Below are 19690 nucleotides of genomic sequence, written 5' to 3'. Positions count from 1 at the left end.
CACACCCACCCTGAAAACCGGTACTGACTAGCCATAATGCAGAAAACCCCCGCTGAATCCAGTCAGATTCAGCGGGGGTTTTGAAGTATGAGACGCATCAGCGCTTACGCCAGAGCACACGTTACGTGGTGAGGCATTTTAGCCCTCGCGGTGAACCACAGCGTGAGCGAAGGACTCCAGCGCAGCCTTCGCGGTGGACTCGGGCAACGGAGCAATCGCGGCAATCGCGCGGTCCGCCCAGTCATAGGCGATCTGCCATGCTTCCTGGGTGACCGGGTGGGCGGCGAGCGCCTCCACAGCGGTCTCCAGAGCCTCGTCGGAGCTGAGATCGGCATCCAGCAGTGCACGAACCTTGATAGCAGATTCGTCGCCAGCGGCTACCGCGCGGTCCAGCAGGATGGTCGGCAGGGTGGGCACGCCCTCGCGCAGGTCGGTGCCGCGGGTCTTACCGCTGGTCTTGCCGTCGCTCACAATGTCAATCACGTCGTCAGCGAGCTGGAATGCCACGCCGACCAGCTCGCCGTACGCCTTGACCATGGAGATAACGTCTTCGGAAGCGCCCGAAAGCAGGGAGCCGTACTCGCCGGCTGCGGCAATCAGGGAGCCGGTCTTACCCTCAATGACGGCGATGTAGTGGTCGAGCAGGTCCTGGCCCTCGCGGGGGCCGGTGGTCTCAAAGAGCTGACCGAGCACCAGACGTTCGAAGGTCTGGGACTGAATCTTCATGGGACGGGTGCCCAGCTCGGACACCAGCAGGGACGCGCGGGAGAAGATCAGGTCGCCGGTCAGAATTGCGACGGAGTTACCCCAAATCATCTGGGCGCTGTCCACGCCGCGGCGCTTGGGGGCATCATCCATGACGTCGTCGTGGTAGAGGGTTGCCAGGTGGGTCAGCTCAACGACCACGGCGGCTTCGATGACCTCGTCGTTGATTTCGCCGTCGACAGCTGCCGAAAGCAGCGCCAGCAGCGGGCGCACACGCTTGCCACCCGCGGAGAGCAGGTGACGGGATGCGACATCCGCCAGGTGGTCGGTCTGGGCGATTGCCTCTGCCAGGCGCTCCTCAATACGCGCCAGGGAGGAGAGAATCTGCGGGCCCAGCTTGGGGTCTGCGGCGATGAGTTCAAAGCCCGCGGGAAGCTTCAGGTCGAGGTCTCCCAGCAGGTCGGTTGCGGCAATGGGCTGCTCTGCGTTGCTCACGGTGTCTTCTATCTTCTTGGTGTTGGTGTCTTCGGTGGTGTGTGAACGCGGTGTCTATGCGTTGTGTGCTTCGGGCTTGAAACCGCGATGAATGGCGACGATACCGCCGGTGAGGTTGCGGTACTGCACGGAGGTGAAGCCCGCCTCCTTGAACTTCTGCGCCAGTTCCTGCTGGTTGGGCCAGGCGATGATGGACTCGGCGAGGTATTCGTAGGATTCGGGATTGGAGGAGATCGCGCGGGCAATCGGCGGGATCGCCTTCATGATGTAGTTCTTGTAGACCGCGCCGAAGGGAGCGAAAGTCGGGGTGGAGAACTCGAGGATGACGATGCGTCCGCCGGGCTTGAGCACGCGGTAGATTTCGCTCAGCGCTTTGGGGTAGTTTGCGACGTTGCGCAGGCCGTAGGACATGGTCACTGCGTCGAAGGTTTCGTCATCGAAGGGTAGGGCGGTGACGTCTGCCTGCACGAAGGTCATGTCGGGGCGGCGGCGGCGACCCACATCCAGCATGCCTTCGGAGAGGTCTGCTGCGATGACGTCCACGCCGGCGTCGGCGAAGGGTTCGGAGGAGACTCCGGTGCCTGCGGCTACGTCCAGCACTTTCTGGCCGGGGTGCGCGTCTACGGCTGCGACTGCCTGCTTGCGCCAGTAGATGTGCTGGCCGAGGGAAAGGATGCCGTTCATGAGGTCGTAGCGTTCGGCTACGGTATCGAACATGGCGGCGATGTCGCTGGTTTTCTTGTCTAGGGTTGCGCGGGTTGCGCGGGTGTTCTTCTCTGCGTTCACGCTCTCAATTGTGGCATGGAGGTTACTAGATTCGATAGTTGGGTAAACCGTAGTAGTGTCGCACGGTGCGTTAAGGTGCGTTCTGAAGTGGTTTTCGAGTCGCTAATTCGGGGTTTTATTCAGTTTTTGGGGTGTAAATTATTCATATTCAGCAAAAATTTATGAATATTTATGTATATGCTTGCATTTTTTAACATAGGCGCGCACAATAGACCATAGATTTCATAGAGCACACCCTACACAGGAGCATCCCAATGAACACCGCAATCCTCAAGAAGGCATCCCTTAAGCCCCTCGCACTACTGGCAGTGCTACCTCTGGCCCTGACCGGCTGCGTCTCCACCGCCAACGAGAACTCTGACGCCAACGGCGAGGTCAGCCTCGTCAAGTCCGGCACCCTCAGCGTCTGCACCAACACCCCCTACAAGCCCTTCGAATACGAAGAAAACGGCACCATTGTCGGTCTGGATGCAGACATCGCCAACGCTATCGCCTCCGACCTGGGCGTGAAGGCTCAGCTGACCTCCATTAGCTTCGAGGGCCTAGACTCCGGTACCGGCCTGGCTACCGGTCAGTGCGATATCGCCCTGGCGGGTATCGGCGTGACCGATGAACGTAAGAGCAAGATGGAATTCACCACCGTCTACTTCGACGACAACCTGGCAATCCTGGTCCCCAAGGGTTCCTCCATCACCTCCGCCGCAGACCTGAAGGGTGTCAGCGTTGGTGCACAGCAGGCAACCAGCGGCGAAACCTACGCCAAGGAAAACGGTGCAGAGGTCATCCAGTACGAAGACACCTCCCTCATGTTCTCCGCCCTGAAGACCGGTCAGGTCAAGGCAGTCGCAGCGAACCTCTCCGTGGTGTCCGAGGCACTGACCAATGACCCGGACTCTTTCAAGATCGCCTACCAGGATTCCGAGAACACCGAGCAGATTGCCGCAGCAGTTTCCTCCAACAACAAGGCGCTGCTGACCAAGGCAAACGCCACCATCGCCAAGCTCAAGGAAAACGGCGAACTCGACAAGATGAAGGCCAAGTGGGTTGGTGCCACTTCCTCCACCTCCGCGAGCGCCTCTTCCTCCGCTTCCTAAGCGTCTAGCCGGTTAGCCTCTCCCCCGATTCAGGAGTACCCTTATTACTTTTGGGTTGGGGGATTCTCCGGCCTTCACCCCTTGTGAGCGTGTAGAACGCTCTTGACCGAACAGCACACGGATAAACAGCACACGGATAAGAAAACGCATGTCCTCTAAACTCTCACCCCGTCAGAAGCAGAAGCTCTTCCGCTACGCACAGTACGCCCTTCTGGCAGTTATCGCCCTGGCAGCCATTCTTCTGGCTGACTGGAAGACCCTCAGCCAGCAGGTATTCAACCTGGACGTTGCGGCTCAGCAGTTCCCTGACGTCATCACCGTGGCGTTGAAGAACACCCTGCTGTACACCACCTTGGGCTTCATCGTGGGCCTCTCCGGCGGTCTGCTGCTGGCGCTCATGCGTATTTCCTCTATCGCTCCCTACCGTTGGATTGCGACCCTGTACGTGGAGCTTTTCCGCGGCATCCCGGCACTGCTGGTCTTCTTCGCGTTCGGTTACGGTATTCCCCTGGCGTTCAAGATCCGCTTCGTGGATAACCTGATTCCGGTGACTCTGTCCCTGGGTATGGTTTCGGCTGCTTACATTAGTGAGGTTCTGCGTGCGGGCCTGCAGGCGATCCCGAAGGGCCAGATGGAGGCGGCACGCTCCCTGGGCATGTCCCACACTCGCGCGATGATTTCGATCATTATTCCCCAGGCGTTCCGCGTGGTTCTGCCCCCGCTGACCAACGAGGTTATCCTGCTGACCAAGGACTCCTCCCTCGTGTACCTGCTGGGTGTGACGGTTTCTCAGTACGAGCTGGCGAAGTTCGGCCGTGAGGGCCTGACCGCCGCTAACGCGGGCCTAACTCCCCTGGTGGTTGCGGGTCTGTGCTACCTGATTATCACTGTTCCGCTGGGCCAGCTCTCCGCATACTTTGAGCGCCGCACCCAGCTTGCGGGCCGCAAGTAAGCGCAACGACAGATACGGATTACGGAAGATACTATGACTGTTTCAACTTCATCCATGGCCGCCTCCTCGGTGCGCATTTCTAACCTGCACAAGTCCTACGGCAAGGTTCAGGTTCTCAAGGGCATTGACATGCAGGTCAAGCCGGGCGAGGTCGTGTGCCTTATCGGCCCTTCGGGTTCCGGTAAGTCCACCCTGCTGCGTTGCGTGAACCTGCTGGAGGAGCCGAATGACGGCACCATCATGGTGGGCGATACCGAGGTCACCGACCCGGACGTAGACATTAACCGCGTGCGTACCCACATGGGTATGGTGTTCCAGCAGTTCAACCTGTTCGGCCACCTGAACATTCTGGATAACTGCACGATCGCTCAGATTAAGGTTCTGGGCCGTTCCAAGGCTGAGGCGGAGGCGGTTGCCCTCGAGCAGCTCGCCAAGGTTGGTCTGGAAGGCAAGGAAGACCGCTTCCCGGCTCAGCTGTCCGGTGGTCAGCAGCAGCGTGTGGCTATTGCGCGTGCGCTGTCTATGAACCCGGACCTGATGCTCTTCGATGAGCCGACCAGTGCACTCGACCCGGAGATGGTCGGCGAGGTTCTGAGCATTATGCGCAACCTTGCTGACGAGGGCATGACCATGATCGTGGTAACTCACGAGATGGCGTTCGCCCGCGAGGTCGCCGATAAGGTCGTCTTCATGGCCGATGGCGTGGTCGTGGAGGAGGGTCCCGCCGATCAGGTGATTGGCAACCCCCAGCACGAACGTACTCAGGCTTTCTTGGCGCGCGTGCTCGATCCGACCCACGCCGTAGTAGACTAGTACTAGCTCTTGAAAAACGTAGCGGGCGGTGCTGTACGAAACATTCTGTTTCGCGCAGCACCGCCCGCTTTTTAATGCTCTAGTTCGCCGCTATTTCGGTTCTAGAAGATACGGCGCGCCACCTTGTCAAAGAGACGGTCCGGCAGCACGGTATGCAGGAGCACGGAGGGCTTAGCACCGAAACCTACCAGGTAGCGGGTCTTGGGGCGGCGCGCCTCCAGGGCTCGCAGAATGGTCCTAGAGATAACCTTGGGTTCCGAGAGGTTGGAGGACGGCGAGTAGAGCTTACGCATATTTGCCGCAACCCGCTGCGCCTGAGCCGCGTAGACACCGTTTCGGGAGGATTCCTCCAGGTGGTCTGCCGCGATGAGTCCCCAGGGGGTTTTGATGCCGCCGGGCTCGATAATGACCACGTCAATACCGAACTCTTCAACTTCCATGCGCAGTGCATCGCTGAACGCCTCAAGGGCGTACTTGGTGGCGTGGTACCAGGCACCCAGGGGCGAGGTAATACGCCCCGCCATCGAGGAGATATTCAGGATGCGCCCACTGCCCTGTGCGCGCATATGCGGCAGCACCAGCTGGGTGAGGCGCGCCAGGCCAAAGAGGTTCACCTCGAACTGGCGGCGCGCCTCGTCGATGGGGACGTCTTCAATAGCACCGTAGGATCCGTAGCCTGCATTGTTGATGAGCACGTCAATGCGGCCTTCTGCATCAATGATCTGCTGTACGGCGGCTTCCATGGACGCCTCATCGGTAACATCCATGCTGAGCGCTTTCACACCCTCGGAGGCGAGCTCTTCAATCTTCTCAACGCGGCGGGCGGCACCGTAGACGGTGTAGCCGTAGCGCACCAGTAGCGGCGCCACGTCGTAGCCAATACCGGAGCTGGCGCCGGTGAGAAGAACGACGGGGCGTTGCAGTGACTTGGGCATTGCGTATCCTTTCGGGTTGCTCCCTGTGAGGTTAGCGGGAGTGTACTTCTCAGGGTACGCCCGCGCGGGACGAACCAGCGTGCAGAAAGCTCAGGGCGTAGCGTGAGGGCATTCTCGCCGGTATATATGAGGGCAGGAGGACAGAGAAAAAGCTCGCCGCGGCATCCTGTGCAGATGCGGCGGCGAGCTAAGGTTTTGGGGTCAGGGGTTTAGAGGCCGGGGTTTAGACCTCTTCGACGTCGATGTTAACCTTGGGTTCGGGGTGCGATTCGCCGGTCAGCATGGTCACTAGCAGGGTGGAGTCCTTCACGGCGCGCAGGGAGTGCAGCAGCTTGGCGGTCACGTGAATCGGCTTGCCGGGTACCAGGGTAATATCGCGGTCCTTCACGTGGAAGATAACTTCACCCTTGAGCACCTGCACGAAGACGGGGTGGACGCTGTGGTGCTCGTGCCAGGACTGGCCTGCAGCCAGTTCCATGAGGGTCAGGTTGCCGCCGTCGGCATCAACGATCTTGCGGGCCTGGGGCTTATCTTCAAAGGGGGTCAGCGCTTCGGTGAGCTGGGGGAATACGAGGACGCGGCCTTCATGGGTACCTGCCATGGTACGCACCTTTCTCTTCAGGGGTGAGTGAAAGGGGGCACACACCCCCTCTCTAATATTGGTATTAAAAATACTAAATTTCTTATATTGTATTCCCCTCCCCGCACCCGGACAATATCTCAGCTCACATCAAGCTGAAACATCCCGCGCAGAGAGGGGAACAATACTTACTGGTAGCTCCACACCTTCGAATAGGCGGAGCGATTACTATTACGCGGACGCAACAGGTTCACCATCAACGCCGTCGTACCAAAGCTCACCGCAATAATCATGCAGGTCGCCGCGGTAAACGCACCACCGGGAATCGGCGCAAAAATCGCAATCAGATACAGGATGACCGCGCAGAACGACAGGAACAGCGTCGCAATCGTCATCAACGGCACCAGCACCAAACCGCCACGCGCCGGCACCGCAAAATCTGCCGGACGCACATAACGCAACACGCCCATACCCACGACCGTCCAGATGGCGGTGACCAGAATAGCGGTCACCACATCCGCCGGGCGGTGCCAACCGTTAATAATCGTGGAGGCACCCGTCAGGCAGGTCGCCACCGCCGCGCAGAGAGCCACCGTGGGCCGCAAGAAACGAGGCGCCGCTAGGAAGAGCGCCGCGCCAGCCGCCGCCGCGAAGGTCGTGTGGCCACTGGGCGCCGAGTTGCTCAGCGCCTCCTGAACACCCAGGTCGGGCTTCACGATCAGGTAGTGCTTGAGCAGGTACGTGCTCGTCACCGCCGCAGCCCCAACTAGCACGCCAATCAGCGAGGGCAGGAACCGGTGCTTCCAAATCAGCACCGCAATCAGACCCAGCACCGCAATCACACCAACAATCGTGGGCAAAGAATCCAGCGCAGTCAGGGTCGGACCGCGGTAACTCTTGAACTGATGCGCATACTCGGTGTACGCCTGCTCATCAACCTGCTGGCCGGTCGCCGTGTAAATGAAGAACACAAACGCACCGTAGAGAGACAGACCCAAGAACAGCAACGCCATCACGTGACGCATCAAAATACCGGTACTCGGAAGATGGTGCCCCTGCTCTTCGCCGGGACGATTCACCGGGCGGCCCGAAGCATCCACGGGAACCTGACCGGTCTGAACATACGCACCGTTCGGGTAGGCGGCGGCAGGATACGCCTCGGGAGGATAAGCCACCGGCTGCGGAGGTGCCTGCGGAGGCATCGCACGCGTGGGAAGAGGCTGCTGCGCGCCCATCTGAGGCGCACCCATTGGGGAGGCACCCATCTGATTGTTCAGCGGGAAACCGCTCACCGGAGGCTTCGGCGGATCGAGGCGGCGCGTAGCCTGCATCAGCTCATCCGCGCTGTAGTTCCCCTGAGAGGCGCGTTCCTGCGGCGAGGGAATCGTCTCAGGAATCTTAATGGGGGCACGGTAAACGCGCGGCAAAGGACGGGTCGCACCAATAACCTCTGAGGTGTCGGGGTGCGAAGAAATAACTTCGGTATTCGCCGATTCAGCGTTCACGAAACCCGCGTTTACGGAACCCACGTTTGCAGAACCTACAGGCGCAGCTTCGTGAGCCGGCGACGAACCGTAATCCGTCAAAACTTTCGTACGGTCATCACTGTGCGCAGCGGCATGGGTAGCCGTTTCGTGGGAGGCGAGCACCTGGGTAGCGTCCTGATAATCAGAAAGCACCGCAGTCGGGTCCTGATAATCGGAGAGAACCGCAGTCTCATCAGAGGAAAACACCGTAGTGGGCGCGTTATCGGCAGCGGCTGCACGCACGTCATCGGGGTGAAGCACACTGGTAGCGTCGAGGTTTTCGGAGCTCTCCCAACCGGAGTTTCCCGAACCTGATGTATTCGCTTGCGGTGTCTTCTTCATAACCCTTCGTACCTTCTCGCCCTCATGTCTGTTAGCCATACCCGAGCCCGCCGATGCCAGCCCCTCAAAACAGTAGCCCCCAAGCTGCCGTTTTATGCGAAGCACCGTCCGAGTTCTCGGGCGAATAACTACCTACTATCCCAGGTTAAGCTATGAAAAACTAAAGTTTTTTCGACCACAACCTGAGAGTTTCCAGAGAATGCGTGACAGGGTGCGAGCGCACCCACCCGCCCCCGGAATGTTATGGTGAGCTCATAGCGCATCACAGAAGGGCAGATACCTTGAACACCAGTATGAGCGTGCCGCCTCTCGGCTACGGTTTTCACCTCACGAACACTCCCCTGCCGCCACTGCAGGAGGTTCTGGAGAACCTTTTCACGGTCGAAATTCCGATGACGGTCACCTTCCGCGGGGTCAATAGCCGCCAGAGCGCGCTGATTCGCGGCCCGCACGGCTGGGGCGAGTTCGCGCCCTTCCTCGAGTACGGTGCGCAGGAGTCTGCCGCGTGGCTTGCCTGCGCGCTGGAGGCGGCGTGGCTGCCCACCCCGGAGCCGGTGCGTACGCGCATCCCGCTGAACGCGACCCTGCCCGCGGTACCGGCGGAGCGTGTGCCGGAGGTACTCGCCAAGTACGAGGGTGAGATTCAGGAACTCAAAATCAAGGTGGCTGAGAAGGGTCAGAGCCTCACCGACGATATTGCCCGCGTGGCGGCGGCACGAGATGCCCTCCCGAATGCGCGTCTGAAGGTGGACGCGAACATGGGCTACACCCTCGGCGGTGCCCTTGATGCACTGCGCAAGCTCTGTGAGTACGGCATTATCTACGCAGAGCAGCCCGTGGCATCCATTGAGGATATGGCTGCGCTCCGCTTTGCCATTGCTAAGGAGAGGCTGCCCGCCCGCATTGCCGCGGACGAGTCGATTCGTAAGGCGGAAGACCCGCTGAAGGTGGCGCGCGCGAACGCCGCGGACCTGATGGTTATTAAGGCGGCACCTCTGGGCGGTGTACGCCGTGCGCTCGCGCTGGTGGAGCAGGCGCAGCTTCCGGCGGTGGTTTCTTCTGCGTTGGAGTCTTCGGTGGGCATTGGTGTCGGTGCGTCCCTGGCGGCTTCCCTTCCGACTTTGAGGTACGGGTGCGGTCTGGGCACGGTCTCCCTCATGGCTGAGGACGTCACCGATGAGCCGCTCATCGCCCGCGACGGGTTCATGGACCTGCGCGCCATCACCCCCAGCCCGCAGCGCCTGGAGCGTCTTGCCACCGATGAGCAGACCCGCCAGTGGTGGGTGGAGCGCGTCACCGCCTGCTACCGGGTACTGGAACGCGCCTGCGGACTGTGAAGACTGCAGTTATCAAGGTCGCGCCCGTGAAGGGTAACCATAACTGAATGAAAAACCTTACGGCATTAGAATGGTACGGTGACTGAAAACCGCTCAACCCCCGCCATGCTCACCGCAGTATCCGTGCTCGATTCGCTGATTCGTGCCGGCATGCGGCATGTTGTCGTGTCTCCGGGTTCCCGCAGCGCACCTCTTGCGTACGCTATTGCCGCCGCCGCTGAAGCCGGCGCCCTCATTGCGCACGTGCGCGTGGACGAGCGAAGTGCAGCCTTTACCGCCCTGGGTATTGCCAAGGCATCCGGTCAGCCCGTGGGTCTGGTGTGCACCTCCGGTACGGCCCTGGGCGAGTACGTGCCCGCTGTCATGGAGGCGTACCACGCCGGCGTGCCCCTGGCGGTGCTGAGCGCGGACCGCCCGGAGCGTCTGCGCGGTAGCGGCGTGAATCAGACGACCCGTCAGGCGAGTTTCTTCCATCCTTTTGTGCGTGCTGAAGCCGATCTGACCTCCTACCCCGAGCAGGTGGAGGGCGAGCAGACTCAGGCTTTTGCCGCCTGCTTGAATGCGCTGACCGGTCGTAGCGCCGAGCACTGGCGCAAGCAGTCGGCGGAGCCGATTGGCCCGGTGCACCTGAACATTTGTTTCGATACGCCGCTGACCCCCTCTGGCCGTTTTGCGCAGATGCTGCCGCAGTGGGCGCAGAGCCTGCTGGAGGATTACGACCCGCAGGCTGAGGGCCGTGCCCGCGCCGCCCGCGCTGAAGGTTCCGGGCTCTCCAGCGCCGAGCAGCGTTGGCTTCTGGATTCTTTGGAGGCGCAGGCGGACCTGGCGGAGTTCACTCCGGCGCACCGCACCGTGGTGGTTGCCGCTGACGGTGCCGGCGAGTTTGCGGCTGAGTTCGCGCGCGTGCTGAACCTGCCGCTGTTTGCGGAGCCTTCCTCCGAGGCGCGCCACGGCGCAACCTCCATTCCTCACTACCCGCAGCTGCTCGCTGATGGTTCGTTCGCCCCCGCCGCGCAGATTGAGCGTGTGGTGCTCTTCGGCCACCCGACGCTTTCGCGCCCGATTACCGCATTGCTGGAACGCGAAGATATTCAGTGCGCGTTCTACGCCCCGCGCCGCGCCAGCTGGTACGAGCCGGGCGCTCGCTCCTTCGTGGAGCTGTCAACCCCGCGCGAGCTCGCCGAGTTTGCGTGCGCATCCTCTGCTGCCGCTGATGAGCTGGTGGACGAGCTGAGCTGGCTAGAGCAGTGGGTTGAGCCCGCCCGCGAGCTGCAGGATGAGTGCCTGCGCGCCATTGCCGCCTACGAACATCCCGGTGCTGAGAGCACGGTTGACTACACCGATTACCGCAACCGCACCGCCGGTCGTTCCTACGCGCGCCGCGTCTGGCAGGATGCGGTGGCTCAGCGCCGCCTCATGGTGCTGGGCTCCTCAAACCTGGTGCGTGATTTGGATGCGGCAGCTCCCTCCCTGGGCGAGCCCGCCCCCGCGCGCGTGTTTGCTAATCGCGGTCTTGCCGGTATTGACGGCACGATTGCAACCGCTATTGGTGTATCCCTGTCTGGCTACTACCCTGCCGGTGTAGATGAGAACTCCCGCCCGGTCATTGGTGGTGCCGCCCTGCCGGTGACCCTGCTGTGCGGTGACCTGACCTTCCAGCACGATGTGTCCTCGCTGAACCTGCCGAATACTGAGCTTCTGCCCGAACTGCGCGTTGAGGTCTTTGACGATGCCGGCGGCGGTATTTTCACGACCCTTGAACACGGTGATATGGCTCGTCAGGAGCAGTTCACTGCGGCTGTGGATCGTTTCTTCACGGTGGCTGCCGCCCCGAATACTGATTTGGCGCGCATGGCTGCCGGGTTTGGCACCGAATCGGGCGTTGAGGTGCGCATTCACACACCCTAAAGCTGTTTCTAAAGGCTGCAGGCTAAGCCCCGTGCGCAGGGTTGACCGATATACTGAAAACTACCTGTGCCATAGCCTTCCGTGGCTGAACGCTAGCCGGTCGTAGCGGTTTCACTCGCCGCTGCATTCGCGTTTTTTGCGCGCCTGCTGACGTAAGGCACCCTATCTATCATTTATTGACATTCACGCTCTTGCCGCTGATGCACACCGCCCGCGACCCGAGGTTTTACCCCGGTGAGCCCGGTGCATGCGGCGGACGTTGCCCCCAAGGATTCTCATGAGCTCACTCGATATTATTGTTGCCGTCCCCTCCGGAGCCGGTTGGGTTCCCGTACACGCCATGGCGGAGCTTCTCGCCCGCTACACCGGCGGCACCGTGCACACCGTGGATGTGGGCGCATCCCTCAGCAAGGAGACCAAGCTTCTGGCGCGCCTGCCCCGCCTCAAGGGCGGCTCTAAGCGTTGCCTGGTGATTGCTTCTGACCCCGGCCAGCTGTACGCCATTTCGCAGCGTTCCTTCGCGTTCCGCCGCTACGGCGCGATTTACGGCTGGGTGATTGATAGTTTCTGGGATGACCGTATTCCCGCGGTGGCTAAGTCCTCCACCTACGACCGTATTTTCGTTGCGGACGTTGACGACGTTCAGCCCTGGACCGCTGCGGGCGTGAAGGCCCCCGGCGTTCTGCCCTGGGGTGCGGATGTTTGGAGCAAGTTCAGCGACCGTCTGGCGGCGCTGGAGTCGAAGAGCACCGACCTGCTGCGCGTGGGCCGTCAGCCCGCCGCCTACGAAGATGACGAGGCGACCGCCGCCCTCGCCGCTGAGCTGGGTCTGAGCTTTGAGGGCCGCCCGCCCTTCGGTGCAAATGACCGCGAGTCGGCTCAGCATCTGCAGGATTCGCTGAACCGCGCGAAGTTCCTGCTGGCGTTCTCCACTTCGGTCAGCCCGGCGCCGTACACTCACCCGACCAAGGAGTACATCACCGGTCGTTGGACCGATGCCCTGGCTTCGGGCGTGACCGTGGTCGGCAAGGTTCCGAACACCACCACCGTACGTGAAATCCTTTGGGATGGCGCGACCATCGACATTGATCATGCGGATGCACGCGCGGGCCTCGCGCAGGTTGCCGATGCGGTCTCCCGTTGGACCCCCGCGCAGGGTGAGCAGCAGATTCGTCAGGCGCTGCAGCACCTGGATTGGCGTCACCGTTTCGTGCAGCTTTGCGAGGCAATGGGTGAAGTCCCGGCTTCTTTGCAGGCTGATTGCGAGGCAATGCGCGCCCAGTACGTTCAGCGCTAAATACGTGCCCTAAGGTTATGGGTATATAAAAGGTGAGGGCTGGTTTCTATCATAGAAACCAGCCCTCACCTGTATTTATGCCCCATGAGGCATATTGCATACGGGGTTTTAGTACGAAGCCTGACCCAGAGTAATCGGACCCGTGAAACCACTGGTATCCGGGTGATCCGCTTCGAGATATGCCGCTACCGGTGCACCTTCAAGCTGAGCCAAACGATCCAGCAGGAAGCGAGTAGCCCCCGGTGCATACGGCAGCTTATACATTGCCGCGGTCGTCGCCTCGTCATCACGATTTAAAGTGGAGGAACGAATCGACTCAATAGCGGTCACCATGGTGTTGCGTTCACGCTCCACGAAGGTGCGGTCTACCGGCTCACCGTTACCGGGCACAAACACGCGGTAGCGATCAAATTCGAGCACGGCACCGAGAGTGTCAATCCAACGGTCGGGGAAAGAATCCTCAAAGTAGGGGTCGGTACCCTCTTCAATCAGACCGCCCATGAACAGCACGTCCTCAACACCGACCATAATGTCACCGTCGGTGTGGCCGGGTCCCATGTACATGAGGGTTGCGCTACGCTCACCCAGGTCGATGGGGGTGAAAGTGATGCCGTCGCCCCTATTGGCGACCAGGCGGTTGGGAACGACAATATTGGTGGCGGCACCCTGATTGTGTGCCATTTCCGGTTCCAGCGTCTCGACGTAGGGACGCTGCGCCTCACCGTATTTACGGATTGCACGCGCGGCGCGAGGATGCGCCCAGAATTCTTCGGTACCCATTGCCGCGAAAACATCGTTGCCGAAGAAACGCTCATAGTGTCCGTGAGTGTTTACAACGGTAATAGGAAGGCGCGTGAGACGGCGAACCTCATCATAAATTTCGGTTGCCTGACGGGGACCTGCGCCGGTATCTACGACTAGTGCACGCTCCAGTCCGAGGACCAGTCCGGTGTTCAGTCGGTAGTTGTCGGTCGCAATGCGGTACACGCCGTCTGCGAGTTCAATAGTACGAGCCATAGATACAACCCTACTGGAATTTTTAGCGGCTGAGGAGTTATTCGGGCTTCAGAGAACAGAAATTTACGGTTCGGTAACAATTCAAGGCAATGAAAGTGCATTATTTTGCGCAAACTTATCTCTAGCAACAAGAAAGTGGTGAGGCTTATCAACCTCTCCGGATTGTTTGAACAGCACATCATCACCAAAGGAGCCCCTCGAAAAGCCTGGCGTGCATCCGTAGAAGCAATATTTATGTCACGATGCCGCTCAATCTAGAATCGTGCGCACGGTTCAACCCGCATCTAACACCCCTATAGGATAGGAGTATGGCTTCTTCCCCCACCTCGTCTTCCACCCCTTCGAACCCGCCTTTCCCCAGCGGTACCGGACGCTACGCCCCCTCCCCCTCGGGGGATTTGCATCTGGGTAATTTGCGAACCGCCATTTTGGCGTGGGCTATGGCGCGCCGCGGCGGCAAGCCCTTCTACCTGCGCGTGGAGGATTTGGATCGCGTGCGCCCGGGTGCTGCAGAGCGTCAGATTGCTGATTTGGCAGCTCTGGGTCTGGATTGGGATGCGAGCCCCGGCGCCCCGACAGAGCGTGTTGAGGGTAGCGAAAGCACCGAGGGCAAGGAAGCAGGTGTGCTGTACCAGAGCACGCGCCTTGCCGCCTATGAGCAGGCGGTTGCGCAGCTGCGCGAGGCAAACCTCGTCTATGAGTGCTTCTGTACCCGCCGCGAAATTCAGGAGGCGTCGAGTGCCCCGCACGGTGCGCCGGGCGCATACCCGGGCACCTGCCGTGAGCTGAGCAAAGCGCAGCGGGAGGAGCGCCGCACCCAGCGTCCGCCGGCCCTGCGTCTGCGCGCCGAGTGCACAAGCTACACGGTGCAGGATGATTTTTACGGCACCTACACCGGCCTGGTGGATGATTTTGTGCTGGTACGCAATGACGGCACCTACGCCTATAACCTAACCTCCGTGGTGGACGATGCATTTGTGGGGGTTGAGCAGATTGTGCGCGGTGATGACCTGCTCCCTTCGGCGCCTCGCCAGTCGTATTTGGCGCAGCTTTTGGGTTTGATGCAGCCGCGTTACGCTCACGTGCCGCTGGCACTCAACGAGGAGGGTAAGCGCCTGGCGAAGCGTGACGGGGCGGTAACCCTGCCGCAGCTACGTGAGGCGGGTGTCGAGACTCCGACGATTTTGGGCTGGATTGCCGCTTCTATTCCGGTGTATAACGCTGATGGCTCCGCCCATTCCGCGGATGTTCCGGTGCCCAATGCGGCGGCGATTTTGGAGCGTTTTGACCCGGCTCGTATGGCTTCTGAGCCGTGGGTCGTGAGGGATCTCTAAGCCTCTGTGACATTGTTGTGTAACAGTTCAACACTCCGAACGGCTTTTAAATTTTTCGTTTAATTCGTTTTAGATGCATATGCCATTGAGCGTTTGCGTTGCTTTTCAACTACATATCTTTCACCCAAGTGCCCGAAACCCTGAATTTCAGGGATTTTTCGGGCACTTTTTCGCACACGCTCCCACATCGCCCCACGTGTACGACCATGGATTTTACACAGCAAATACATATTTATTCCACAGCTTCTCATCCCTAGGCGTCAAATAGACTTTATTTTCAGCCCCTCAAAGCCTAGACTGTATCCTATGCCACTCATAAAGTTATGGGGTAGCGCATAAATACACACAGGCGCACACTACCACCAGGAGAGAAGGAACATTATGGCCGCGAGTACATACCAGGTCATCGCGCTGGCGATTTATTTTGTTGCCATGATCGCAATCGGCCTATGGGCAAATAGCAAGAACAACAGCCTCGACGACTATGTGCTGGGCGGGCGTCAGCTCTCCCCCACCGTCGCCGCACTCTCAGCGGGCGCCTCCGACATGTCCGGTTGGCTCCTCATGGGTCTGCCCGGCGCCGTCTACCTCAGCGGCCTCTCCCAGGCATGGCTCGCCGTCGGCCTGACCATCGGCGCATGGTGCAACTGGACGTTCGTGGCACCGCGACTGCGTAGCTACACCGAAGTAGCAGGCGACGCAGTGACCGTCCCAGTCTTCCTGAGCAACCGCCTCCATGACACCAAGCGCGTGCTGCGCATCGTCTCCGGTGTCGTGATTCTGGTATTCTTCACCTTCTACGTCTCCTCCGGTATGGTGTCCGGCGGTCTGTTCTTCAAGTCCTCCTTCGGTCAGGAATACCACACCGGTATGCTCCTGTTGGCAGGCATTACCGTGTTCTACACCTTCTTCGGCGGCTTCATGGGCGCGTCCTACACCGACATGGTTCAGGGTCTGCTCATGCTCGCAGCACTGATTGCCGTTCCGGTCGTCACCATCATTGACCTCGGCGGCGTGGGCCCCGTGGTTGAGTCCATCAGCCAGGTACGCCCCGACGCACTGAGCATCTTCGCGGGTACCACCTTCGCCGGTATTGTTTCATCCCTCGCATGGGGTCTGGGCTACTTCGGTCAGCCGCACATTATTGTGCGATTCATGGCAATGCGCACCCCCGCTGACGCCAAGTCCGGCCGCCGCATCGGCATCAGCTGGATGGTCCTGACCGTGTTCGGCGCACTGAGCGGCGCGTTCATGGGTATCGCATACTTTGCACGCCACCCCGAGGCGTCCCTCACCAACCCGGAAACCGCTGAGTCGGTCTTCCTGGACCTCGCCCAGATTCTGTTCCACCCCCTCATTGCGGGCCTAATTCTGGCTGCGGTTCTGGCGGCAATTATGTCCACCCTCTCCTCGCAGCTGATTGTGTGCTCCTCCGCTCTGGTGGAGGACCTCTACGGCATCTTCTCCTCGAAGAAGCTCAGCGCCGGCAAGTCCCTGTGGCTCGGCCGTGCAGGCGTGGCAATCGTGGCGCTGGTCGCCGGTGCCCTGGCATGGAACCCCAACAGCTCCATTCTGCAGCTGGTCGCATTCGCTTGGGCTGGCTTCGGTTCGGCATTCGGCCCGACCGTTCTGCTCTCCCTCTACTGGCGTAAGCTGACCACCCAGGGTGCACTGGCCTCCATGATTACCGGCGCCGTTGTGGCATTCGCATGGGGCCAGAGCCCCATGAAGTCTGTGCTCTACGAAATGGTTCCCGGCTTCGCTTCGGCGCTGCTTGTCGCCATCGTGGTTTCGCTCATGACCTACAAGAAGAACGACGCCATTGACGAAGAGTTCGACCGCGCGGTTGAGCTCGCCAAGGTCAAGTAAAGAGTCTCTTCCCCAAGGCTCGGGCCGCACACACGCGGTCCGAGCCTTCTTATATGCTCGGCAACCTGATTCGCTATACCTGGCAACCAGGTTCACAGCCTCAGACAGCGCCCGGGCAACGTAGAATAGGGTCTATGACTGCACAACTTCCCGAAAAGGTCTCGGACATCTTCAACCCCGCCGACTGGCGCGTCGTCGAAGGCTTCGAAGACTTCACCGACATCACCTACCACCGCCAGGTTCAGCGCGACGAAAACGGTGAAATCCTACGCGATCTGCCCACCGTGCGCATCGCATTCGACCGCCCCGAGGTCCGCAATGCATTCCGCCCGCACACCGTGGACGAACTCTACCGCGCCCTCGACCACGCCCGCATGACCTCCAACGTAGGTACCGTACTGCTCACCGGCAACGGCCCCTCCGCCAAGGACGGCGGCTGGGCATTCTGCTCCGGCGGCGACCAGCGCATCCGCGGCCGCGACGGCTACCACTACGCCAGCGGCGACACCGCAGAAAGCATCGACCCGGCACGCGCAGGCCGACTGCACATCCTGGAAGTGCAGCGCCTCATCCGCACCATGCCCAAGGTTGTTATCGCACTCGTCTCCGGCTGGGCTGCAGGCGGCGGCCACTCCCTGCACGTGGTAGCCGACCTGACCATCGCTTCCGAAGAGTACGGCAAGTTCAAGCAGACCGACGCAACCGTCGGCTCCTTCGACGCAGGCTACGGTTCGGCGTTGCTCGCACGCCAGGTGGGTCAGAAGTTCGCCCGCGAAATCTTCTTCCTCGCCAAGGAATACGACGCACAGCGCATGTACGAAATGGGCGCGGTCAACGACGTAGTCCCCCACGCAGAGCTCGAGAACAAGGGACTGGAATACGCGGCGCACATTGCCCGCCAGTCCCCGCAGGCAATCCGCATGCTCAAGTACGCCTTCAACCTGCCTGATGACGGCATGCTCGGCCAGCAGGTCTTCGCCGGTGAGGCAACCCGCATGGCGTACATGACCGACGAGGCTGTGGAGGGTCGTGACGCATTCTTGCAGAAGCGTGACCCGGACTGGTCCAACTACCCCTACTACTTCTAAGAGACAGCCCCTTTTCTGCAGAAGTAGATTCAGATGCATAGGCTCGGAGCCGGATTCAACCCTGAGAACCTCAGCTAAGAATCCGGCTCCGGCGCATTTGATGCCGCACCGGCATATGACACCGGCGCATGACAGCACGCAGCCGCTAAGGATTTAGCCATGATGAATACCCCCGTACCCGGGCTCGTCCCCTCCCCCGCTCCGCAGGAGGCAGCCCTGCACCCGCAGGCGGTACAGGTGCGCGCCGACCAGCCCGCCGACCCGCACACCATGCTGGGCGCCTTTGAGCAGCTACTGGGCGGGTACGCGGCGGATGCTGGTGCGGGCGCGGCTGCGGAGCCTATTGCCCTGGTGGTGGGCACCTCCGGATCCACCGGAACCCCCAAACGCACCGCACTGACCGCCCGAGCTCTTGCCGCCAGTGCGTCAGCCACCGAGCGCTTCTTCGGCTCAAACTCCGATGCAGCATCGCAGTGGCTCCTGGCCCTTCCGGCGCACTATATTGCCGGCGCGCAGGTGCTCGCCCGCTCCGTACTCGCCGGTACCGCCCCGGTCATTGCCCGCTCCGTCATTGAGCCCGTGCACTTTAGCCCCGAGGTGTTCCTGCAGGCGGTTGAGCGCATGAGCTCGGCACGCCGGTTTATCTCTCTGGTGCCCACCCAGCTCCATAAGCTGCTCGAAAGCGCGGACGCCAACCCGCACCTGGGCGCTGAAATTCACGAGGCGCTCGGCTCCTTCACCGGCATCCTGCTTGGAGGCGCCCCCGCCAGCGCCGATCTGCTCGCCGCCGCCACCGCCCTGGGGCTGAACACTGTGACCACCTACGGTAGCGCCGAAACCGCCGGCGGATGCGTCTACTCCGGCTCCGTACTGCCCGGCGTGCGGGTTGAGCTCGTACCCGAAGAAGGTATGCCCGCCGTACCGGATACCGGTGGGAAGCCCGCGCAGGTGGGTCGTATTTGGATTAGCGGCGCGCACCTCGCCAGCGGCTACATTGGCGACGCCGCCCGCACCGCCGAGCACTTCTTCACCGCCGCCGACGGCACCCGCTGGTACCGCACCGACGACTACGGGCTGCTGAGCCCTGCAGCAGCTCCCAACAGCAACAAGAACTGTAGTGAGCAGCGCCTGCAGGTGCTCGGCCGTAGCGACGACGTACTCATCAGCGGAGGCGTAAAAATCTCCGCCCGCGCCGTGGCGACCGTCCTCGAAGAGCACCCCGTCGTACGCGAAGCCTGCGTAGTCGGCCTGCCCGATGCCCGCTGGGGCACAGCCATAGCCGCCGCGGTCACGCTCGTACCTTCTGCCGGTGCAGCGGCTGCACCTACCGAGAATCGCCCCGCCCTGAACGAAGAACTCTGCGCCCTGCTGCGTGCCCGCTGCGCCGAAAAGCTCGGCGCCCCCGCCGCCCCCAAGCAGCTGAGCATCCTGCCCGATTTCCCGCTCACCAGCACCGGCAAGCCGGACCGTGCAGAAATATACAGTATCCTGGACAGAGACTACCGTCAGGGCTAAAGCAGGCTCATCCGCGGGTTTTCACCCCGCACACGCAGCCGCCCGCACACCCTGACCGTCACGCACAAAACCCACGCATCATACGCACTTAGACCCG

The 19690-nt window shown here is 61.0% G+C and carries 16 protein-coding genes; 10 read left to right on the top strand and 6 right to left on the bottom strand.

The annotated features are described in order from the left end of the window. Positions 1–138: 138 nt before the first annotated feature. Together HMPREF2842_RS04790 and HMPREF2842_RS04785 are read right to left on the bottom strand one after the other, a co-directional pair. Positions 139–1200: a polyprenyl synthetase family protein gene (locus HMPREF2842_RS04790; protein WP_070643047.1), complete on the bottom strand. Its 1062-nt coding sequence runs from the start codon at positions 1198–1200 to the stop codon at positions 139–141. A gap of 54 nt (positions 1201–1254) precedes the next feature. Further along, positions 1255–1986 (bottom strand): demethylmenaquinone methyltransferase, encoded by a 732-nt coding sequence (locus tag HMPREF2842_RS04785; protein ID WP_049349165.1) that lies wholly within the window; start codon positions 1984–1986, stop codon positions 1255–1257. Between the two features lie 254 nt (positions 1987–2240). Here HMPREF2842_RS04785 and HMPREF2842_RS04780 point away from each other — a divergent pair, with 254 nt between their 5' ends. The 3 genes from HMPREF2842_RS04780 to HMPREF2842_RS04770 all read left to right on the top strand — a co-directional run bounded on the left by HMPREF2842_RS04780 (position 2241) and on the right by HMPREF2842_RS04770 (position 4845). Beyond that, on the top strand, positions 2241–3080 hold the full coding sequence (locus HMPREF2842_RS04780) for an ABC transporter substrate-binding protein (protein WP_049349163.1): 840 nt from the start codon (positions 2241–2243) through the stop codon (positions 3078–3080). Positions 3081–3228: 148 nt separating this feature from the next. Then, entirely contained in the window at positions 3229–4032 is an 804-nt protein-coding gene (locus HMPREF2842_RS04775; RefSeq protein ID WP_005504788.1) for an amino acid ABC transporter permease, read from the top strand. Between the two features lie 33 nt (positions 4033–4065). Further along, the gene (locus HMPREF2842_RS04770; protein WP_070643043.1) at positions 4066–4845 is read left to right on the top strand and encodes an amino acid ABC transporter ATP-binding protein; all 780 of its coding nucleotides are present in this window, start codon (positions 4066–4068) and stop codon (positions 4843–4845) included. Positions 4846–4946: 101 nt separating this feature from the next. Here HMPREF2842_RS04770 and HMPREF2842_RS04765 read toward each other — a convergent pair whose 3' ends face one another. The 3 genes from HMPREF2842_RS04765 to HMPREF2842_RS04755 form a co-directional block, all read right to left on the bottom strand. Further along, positions 4947–5780: an oxidoreductase gene (locus tag HMPREF2842_RS04765; RefSeq protein WP_070643041.1), complete on the bottom strand. Its 834-nt coding sequence runs from the start codon at positions 5778–5780 to the stop codon at positions 4947–4949. A gap of 223 nt (positions 5781–6003) precedes the next feature. Continuing rightward, entirely contained in the window at positions 6004–6381 is a 378-nt protein-coding gene (locus HMPREF2842_RS04760) for a cupin domain-containing protein (RefSeq protein ID WP_005504776.1), read from the bottom strand. Positions 6382–6548: 167 nt separating this feature from the next. Further along, entirely contained in the window at positions 6549–8228 is a 1680-nt protein-coding gene (locus tag HMPREF2842_RS04755) for a phosphatase PAP2 family protein (RefSeq protein ID WP_049360813.1), read from the bottom strand. Positions 8229–8521: 293 nt separating this feature from the next. On the opposite strand from HMPREF2842_RS04755, the gene HMPREF2842_RS04750 reads away from it, so the two are divergent. From HMPREF2842_RS04750 to HMPREF2842_RS04740, 3 genes are all read left to right on the top strand, one after another. Beyond that, positions 8522–9565, top strand: a complete 1044-nt coding sequence (locus HMPREF2842_RS04750; RefSeq protein ID WP_049360810.1) for an o-succinylbenzoate synthase — start codon at positions 8522–8524, stop codon at positions 9563–9565. Positions 9566–9643: 78 nt separating this feature from the next. After that, positions 9644–11473, top strand: a complete 1830-nt coding sequence (gene menD, locus HMPREF2842_RS04745) for a 2-succinyl-5-enolpyruvyl-6-hydroxy-3-cyclohexene-1-carboxylic-acid synthase (protein ID WP_070643037.1) — start codon at positions 9644–9646, stop codon at positions 11471–11473. Between the two features lie 277 nt (positions 11474–11750). Next, positions 11751–12770: a glycosyltransferase gene (locus HMPREF2842_RS04740; protein ID WP_070643035.1), complete on the top strand. Its 1020-nt coding sequence runs from the start codon at positions 11751–11753 to the stop codon at positions 12768–12770. A gap of 108 nt (positions 12771–12878) precedes the next feature. Here HMPREF2842_RS04740 and HMPREF2842_RS04735 read toward each other — a convergent pair whose 3' ends face one another. Beyond that, positions 12879–13787 carry an MBL fold metallo-hydrolase gene (locus HMPREF2842_RS04735; protein WP_049356271.1) on the bottom strand — a complete coding sequence of 303 codons (909 nt, stop codon included), beginning with the start codon at positions 13785–13787 and terminating at the stop codon, positions 12879–12881. 308 nt (positions 13788–14095) lie between these two features. Between HMPREF2842_RS04735 and gluQRS the strand changes: the two genes are divergently transcribed. The 4 genes from gluQRS (at position 14096) to HMPREF2842_RS04715 (ending at position 19593) form a co-directional block, all read left to right on the top strand. Next, the gene (gene gluQRS / locus HMPREF2842_RS04730; protein ID WP_070643033.1) at positions 14096–15121 is read left to right on the top strand and encodes a tRNA glutamyl-Q(34) synthetase GluQRS; all 1026 of its coding nucleotides are present in this window, start codon (positions 14096–14098) and stop codon (positions 15119–15121) included. A gap of 381 nt (positions 15122–15502) precedes the next feature. Beyond that, positions 15503–16990 (top strand): sodium/proline symporter PutP, encoded by a 1488-nt coding sequence (gene putP, locus HMPREF2842_RS04725; protein ID WP_049341036.1) that lies wholly within the window; start codon positions 15503–15505, stop codon positions 16988–16990. A 134-nt stretch (positions 16991–17124) separates the two neighbouring features. Further along, a complete protein-coding gene (locus HMPREF2842_RS04720) occupies positions 17125–18078 on the top strand; it encodes a 1,4-dihydroxy-2-naphthoyl-CoA synthase (protein ID WP_049356266.1) in 954 nt (317 codons plus the stop codon). 159 nt (positions 18079–18237) lie between these two features. Continuing rightward, complete coding sequence (locus tag HMPREF2842_RS04715; RefSeq protein WP_070643031.1) at positions 18238–19593, top strand: AMP-binding protein; 1356 nt, start codon at positions 18238–18240, stop codon at positions 19591–19593. Positions 19594–19690: the final 97 nt, after the last annotated feature.

Origin of the sequence: Rothia sp. HMSC069C10, assembly GCF_001812205.1 — a bacterium.
In the GTDB taxonomy this organism is placed as follows: Bacteria; Actinomycetota; Actinomycetes; order Actinomycetales; family Micrococcaceae; genus Rothia; species Rothia mucilaginosa.
This window is presented reverse-complemented; position numbering and strand designations above follow the sequence as displayed.

Excerpts from the sequence above, each read along its gene's own strand:
- HMPREF2842_RS04755 (WP_049360813.1), bottom strand. The coding sequence starts at position 8,228 with ATGAAGAAGACACCGCAAGCGAATACATCAGGTTCGGGAAACTCCGGT.
- HMPREF2842_RS04760 (WP_005504776.1), bottom strand. The coding sequence starts at position 6,381 with ATGGCAGGTACCCATGAAGGCCGCGTCCTCGTATTCCCCCAGCTCACC.
- HMPREF2842_RS04720 (WP_049356266.1), top strand. The coding sequence starts at position 17,125 with ATGACTGCACAACTTCCCGAAAAGGTCTCGGACATCTTCAACCCCGCC.
- putP (WP_049341036.1), top strand. The coding sequence starts at position 15,503 with ATGGCCGCGAGTACATACCAGGTCATCGCGCTGGCGATTTATTTTGTT.
- HMPREF2842_RS04715 (WP_070643031.1), top strand. The coding sequence starts at position 18,238 with ATGATGAATACCCCCGTACCCGGGCTCGTCCCCTCCCCCGCTCCGCAG.
- HMPREF2842_RS04740 (WP_070643035.1), top strand. The coding sequence starts at position 11,751 with ATGAGCTCACTCGATATTATTGTTGCCGTCCCCTCCGGAGCCGGTTGG.
- HMPREF2842_RS04770 (WP_070643043.1), top strand. The coding sequence starts at position 4,066 with ATGACTGTTTCAACTTCATCCATGGCCGCCTCCTCGGTGCGCATTTCT.
- HMPREF2842_RS04735 (WP_049356271.1), bottom strand. The coding sequence starts at position 13,787 with ATGGCTCGTACTATTGAACTCGCAGACGGCGTGTACCGCATTGCGACC.
- HMPREF2842_RS04775 (WP_005504788.1), top strand. The coding sequence starts at position 3,229 with ATGTCCTCTAAACTCTCACCCCGTCAGAAGCAGAAGCTCTTCCGCTAC.
- HMPREF2842_RS04780 (WP_049349163.1), top strand. The coding sequence starts at position 2,241 with ATGAACACCGCAATCCTCAAGAAGGCATCCCTTAAGCCCCTCGCACTA.
- HMPREF2842_RS04750 (WP_049360810.1), top strand. The coding sequence starts at position 8,522 with ATGAGCGTGCCGCCTCTCGGCTACGGTTTTCACCTCACGAACACTCCC.
- gluQRS (WP_070643033.1), top strand. The coding sequence starts at position 14,096 with ATGGCTTCTTCCCCCACCTCGTCTTCCACCCCTTCGAACCCGCCTTTC.
- HMPREF2842_RS04765 (WP_070643041.1), bottom strand. The coding sequence starts at position 5,780 with ATGCCCAAGTCACTGCAACGCCCCGTCGTTCTTCTCACCGGCGCCAGC.